Here is a 5,328-nt window from a genome sequence, read left to right on the forward strand (position 1 = left end):
CCTATCTTGTTCCAACAGCAGCGATTCATTTTCCGTTTCCGCTTTTTTCCGCGCGCGTGCGTGAACAAGATAAGGCGAATCGCGTTGATCGCGTTGTTCGTGTTGTCCCGAACCGAAATCTGGGCGGTCTGTGGAAAATACGTCGCTTCGATCGTCACAGCGCAGGCCAATGCCCACGTAACACCATTGATTCGGTTTGCCGCCAACTGTGCGCTGTTTGTCAGTGACGCTCGGGCGATGTCGATGAAGCGCCCGTCCAAATGCGTTCTTCGTCGTGGGGGCCACACCTTTCTGTTCGCAGCTTCTGGCATAGGACCCGAACATCGTGTTTTGCGGTGTCACCGCCGACGAATTGTCGACCGTATTGGCATCGAGCCAGACGGCCAGCGGGTCTGTGGTCGCGTGGAATTCGGAAAATGCCGCACGCGTGCTTGCTGACTCGGAGAATCGTCCTCGCTCGCGCAACGTAGGTAAGGCAGCCAAGGCGCGATTCAGCAGGCCCGACTGCTCCCCTGGTTCGCCGAGCAATACGTCCAGCACCGCCGAGGTGATCTCCCCACCCTCGCCGCGAAAGCGGCGTTCGAACGGCACGACGAGCCATCTGTCGAAGAAGCCCTCACTGCCGTCCTGCGCCCGCGGCGGGTTATTGGCCGAGAAGAGCAGTCGGCAATAAGGGCGGAAGTCGAACGAATCGTGGAACTTGTGCTCACCGGTCAGCTCATCGCCCCCCGTGATCGCCTTGAAGACGCTCGTCCCCTCCAAGTGTTCCGACGGCAGGTCGGAGCAGATATTCGCCAGTTTGCCCACCAAGCGCCCGCAAGCGAACTTGTCAGCTTCGAGGCGATGCAACGATAGACTGGAGACATTGCTCCGCCCCAGGAAGTTCAACACCATCCGCAAGTAGCGGCTCTTGCCGTTCCCCCCTGAACCGATGAGCAAAACTGCCTTCTGGATCGCTTCATCCGGCAACATCAGCCAGGCGACGATCTCGTACGCTAACGCCAGATTGTCGGTCGGAAATGTATCAGCACAGAACTTGTCGATCTTGCAACAGGTCGCCTCCGGGTCGAACTCCACCGGAACTTGCACCGGCGACAGCCATTCAGGTGAATGAGGGCGCAGCTGGAGGGTTGCTACGTCCAACAAGCCATTCTTGACATTTAGAGTGTCGGCCGGGGGGCGCTCCCAAAGTTCCGGTGCGTCCACTCGGATGTACTCGACCGTTTCATTGGCTAGGCGGCTCGACCAATCGTCGTCGCAGAGGAGTTCCGCACAGATCGCCTTTACAGGAGCGCGAATTCGCTGTTCCCCGCGCGGGCGATAAGCACCACCCGCAAAATGATAGACCTTGCCACCCGCATCCTGAGCAAAATGGTCATCAGCATAGATCAGCTTCGCGAGCGCCACGGCGCTGGGGGCCTCGCTGTCTTCGCCTTCTGAATAAGGGTCGTAACCGTCGCCGACATTGTTCGCTTCAGCGCGACTATCATCGAGAATCTGGCGCTTCGTGTGTGCTTCCGCTTTAATCCAGGTGTCGAGGAAGTACGGTTCGCCACGTTCGGCGAATTTACCGACGTTCGCCACGGCCGCCCAAACCTCAGATTTGTCCCATCCCTTCTCAATAGCTTGGCAAATTAGTGCCCAATCGGCACGAGAGCGATCGGGGGCTGTCGCGCAGACCAACGCCAACTCATTCAGTTTGTCGCGTTTTGACGGCGTCATAGCGCGCGGTGTCGGCAACTTGACATTCTCCACGTCGACACGCTCACGACGCGTTGGGGCGTTCTCGGCAAATTTCCGGAAGGTGTCAAATGAATAGCGTCTCGCGCCATCCAGCAGAACCAGCTCGCAGGGCAAAGGCTCGCGACCGTTGCGCTCGTCTTTGCGATTCAACGTGCCCGGGATTCGAAGCAGTCTCGAAAGATCTGTTGTGTGATCGCCGCCAATTCTGTCCGCGATGCCGGCGAGCACGTCTTGGACCAAGATTGCGTCCGCCGATAACGATGGCCGGTTTGCCGGTATATCCAGATAGAGCTTTTCTTGGTTCTGCGGGTCTGTGATGTACGCACGCGGTTTCTTCTTCCCTGTTTTGGGATCCGCGTTGTCAGGCCACTCCAAGAGAACCGGACGTTCATCAACGCCGTCGACGTGGTACGGCACATCAAGCAGCCAATACAGATGCACCCCGTTGCCACTTTTCACGATGATCGACGGCTGTGGCAGGCCGGCGTTTGCGACCCTCGCTTGGGCCTCCTCGACGGTGATGTGATCGATGTCGGACCACAGCGCGCGCACCGTACGAATCTGCCAAGCCAAGTCAAAGCGACCGTCGCCGCCGGAGCGTGGGCAGGCTCCAAAGAACACATTCGCGAGAGTTTCTTCGGAGCGGCAAGTCTGCCGAGCAAGGCACTTCTCCAGCGTCCCGTTCCGACCGTATTCGATCCCCTTGTAGTCGACCTTGCTCACCTTCTTGCCGCCGTCGATGTATACCTCGATAGGGCGCAGCACGACGTAGTCGTCAACGGTGAACAGTGCGTTTAAGAAGTCGATCGGCGTCATGCCATTCGTCGTGTGTCCGTTCGTCGAGGCAATCATTTGGATGTCCCCTTCCGACAGCGGCTGTTTCTTCGCGAGCGCTCCATCATTACATGCCAAAAATGATACGCCTCGCCGACAACTCGCAGGTCCAAGAATCACTTATCGAATGCCGCGTCCAGCACGGACGCGTGTTGTTGCCCCAAGAATAAATGCGTCTAACTGATGACGATCAATCAGCAGTCGACCGCGGACTGGACGGTAAGCGACGAGGTCTCCACGGGAGATGAGTCGCCGAATCGACTTCGTTGAGAGTCCACTGTAGGCAGCCACGCCGTCGACAGTCAGAAATCGCACGGGAGCCGCGGCGCTGCGCCGCAACAAGTCATTGAGCTTTTCGTCGATGGCTTGCAATACGAATGCGTCAGACACTTGTCGCGGCCTCCCGTGGCGGAAGAGGCAACCAGCGGCGCGCGCGAAGTGCGTCGACGATTTGCGGCACCAATGCGGAAGGAATGACGCGTTTGCCTGCGAAACGCTGCGGCTCCGTGAGTTCGCCGCATTCGAACAAACGCCGCACGCGCCATTCGTCAGTGCCGACAAGTTCGGCAACTTCGCGTGTAGAATAAAAGCCGCGCGCCATGATTCACTCCGGTTAGTTTCCTAACGACGAGTGAATCCTATAGAAGAGGATCAGGGGACAGTCAAATCCCGAACGGGGGCGACAAACACGGGGACAAATACCGGGACATCGACGGGGACATAGGGGACATTTTCAAGATTTTTGCTCGTCGCGAGCAAGTTCCCTCCCGCGTTTAACGTACGTCTTAATGTTGTTTGCCGCCAGTTGTGACTTGTTCGTCGTTGGACTGGTAGGTAAAAGCGGCCAGTTATTCTCGATCCACCAATCTCTGATTTTGGCATTCGACAGCTGACATTCATCGGCCATCCAAGCCATTGTTGCGTTGCGCGTTTGTGCTTTTGTCGCCGGATAGTTTCCGAGCCACTTGACCGCCTGCTCCGTTGCATCGTAATAGGATAAGGGAACGTGAGGAATCGTGGGCTGTGCTGACTCTGTCAACTCCGTTTCAGTTTTCGTTTCCTTGGGTTCTGGTCGATTGAAATCGTTGTAGTCCTTGACGTGACCGCGCAAAAAGCAATCAAAGTCATTCCTGAGCCAGCCAAAAATGCGTTTCCCGCTCGGCTACCAAGGATGGTATTGACTCAACTCCTCGGCGACATCCTGTTTCTTACCTTCTGACGCTAGTTCGAGTATTTGCAAGGCTTCTACCCCTTCGGGATTACACCATTCCATCACTGTTTGAAGCTTGTCCCAAAGTTCCGACTGAGATTTTAGGTGCACTGCGGCCGCGCAAAGGGCCGCCGCGAATTGAGAGAAAAAGATGAACGGCGGTCGTCTTGTGAGTGGATGTGGAAAGTCCACTCTCTTGACTTTGTCATTGAGGAATTTCCATCGAGTTTTGTCCGAATGCTCGTGCCGCGCTTGCTGCTTTACCGCATCTTGTTCGATTTTCCACTGTTGGTCAGCTTCCGCGAACGAGGATAGTTTCCGTTCCATTGGGGGCCTCACCTGAAGGGCGGGCGCTCGGCCGTGACGCGACCCAGGTGAGGGAAAACGCGCCACGGCGAGCAATGCGGTGATCGGCCGCGAACCCGATGCACTATTTTAGCGGCGTCGCGGAAAACGCCAACTAAGCCAGCGCTACAGGACGACTACGTTCTCGATTTGGCGAACCTGGTGGGGGATTGGTTGCGTAGTGAGAGGTAGCCATTGTGGCGGGATGGACCGCTTGGGCCAGGGCTGGCTCGTTGGAGTGGAGCCCTGGTATGTCGTCTCCGGGATTGTCTTCGTTGGTGGAAGTGTTTTCCCAGGTTCGCGATTTTCGCGATCCCCGTGGCAAGCGTCATCCGTTGCCGGCGGTGCTGTCGCTGGTGTTTCTCGGGCTGCTGGCGCGGATTCGCAAGATGGCGGTTCTGGAGCGCTGGGCCGAAGCGCATTGGGACGAATTGAAAGAGCCGCTCGGATTTACGCGCGCGAAGCGGCCGCATGCGACGACGATCAGCCGCGCGTTGGCGGCTTGCTCGCTGGCGGATTTTTCCGCGGTGTTTCTCGCTTGGGTGCAGCAGGTGCTGCCCGACGGCCCGCTCGTGGCCGCGGTGGATGGCAAGACGAGTTGCCAGGGTCTCGATCCCGACGGCCAGCCGGTGCACATGCTCAGCGCGCTAGTGCATGATCTGAAACTGGTGCTCGGCCAATGGTCGGTCAAGACGAGAAGTCGAACGAACCGGCGGTGTTGCGACGCCACTTGGCCGAGTTGTTCGAGCGTTTCCCGCTGCTCCAGTTAATCACCGGCGATGCCATGTTCGCCCAACGCCCGTTGTTGACGGCGCTCTTGGAGTTCGATGCGATTACCTCGTGCAGATCAAAGGCAATCAACCGGACGCGCTCGACGCCGTGCAACAATGCTTGGGCCAGGCGGAGAAACGTCCGCCCGCCGCAGAAACCAGCGAAAAAAAGGGGACCTCATCGTTCGTCGCCGGCTGTGGTTCAACCTGGACAACGCCCGTTACGTTCGTGAGCAATTGGACTTTCCCGGAGCGCAAATTGCGCTGCGTGTTGATCGGGACGTAATCGCCGCTGACGGCACGGTGCAGTCGACCGACTCGCGTTATTTTCGGTTCTTCACCCAATTCCGGGGAAAGCCTGGCGGATTTTGAGAAAGAAGTAGTTGTCGTCTCGGTAGCCGTAGGCCATACGTTTGAGGACTTTGA

6 protein-coding genes are annotated in these 5,328 nt (G+C 57.6%); 2 read left to right on the plus strand and 4 right to left on the minus strand.

Annotated elements, in window-relative coordinates:
• The 4 genes from SGJ19_23230 to SGJ19_23245 form a co-directional block, all read right to left on the minus strand.
• Window positions 1-2,595: phage/plasmid primase, P4 family (locus SGJ19_23230; protein ID MDZ4783170.1), on the minus strand; the 2,595-nt coding region annotated here is incomplete at its 3' end.
• Window positions 2,596-2,959: 364 nt separating this feature from the next.
• Window positions 2,960-3,178 (minus strand): hypothetical protein, encoded by a 219-nt coding sequence (locus SGJ19_23235; protein MDZ4783171.1) that lies wholly within the window; start codon window positions 3,176-3,178, stop codon window positions 2,960-2,962.
• Between the two features lie 132 nt (window positions 3,179-3,310).
• Window positions 3,311-3,688, minus strand: a complete 378-nt coding sequence (locus SGJ19_23240) for a hypothetical protein (GenBank protein ID MDZ4783172.1) — start codon at window positions 3,686-3,688, stop codon at window positions 3,311-3,313.
• 51 nt (window positions 3,689-3,739) lie between these two features.
• Window positions 3,740-4,114: a hypothetical protein gene (locus SGJ19_23245; protein MDZ4783173.1), complete on the minus strand. Its 375-nt coding sequence runs from the start codon at window positions 4,112-4,114 to the stop codon at window positions 3,740-3,742.
• Window positions 4,115-4,383: 269 nt separating this feature from the next.
• Between SGJ19_23245 and SGJ19_23250 the strand changes: the two genes are divergently transcribed.
• Window positions 4,384-4,902, plus strand: a complete 519-nt coding sequence (locus SGJ19_23250; protein MDZ4783174.1) for a transposase family protein — start codon at window positions 4,384-4,386, stop codon at window positions 4,900-4,902.
• Between the two features lie 70 nt (window positions 4,903-4,972).
• Window positions 4,973-5,188, plus strand: a complete 216-nt coding sequence (locus SGJ19_23255) for a hypothetical protein (GenBank protein MDZ4783175.1) — start codon at window positions 4,973-4,975, stop codon at window positions 5,186-5,188.
• Window positions 5,189-5,328 lie beyond the last annotated feature (140 nt).

The organism is Planctomycetia bacterium (assembly GCA_034440135.1).
GTDB lineage: Bacteria > Planctomycetota > Planctomycetia > Pirellulales > JALHLM01 > JALHLM01.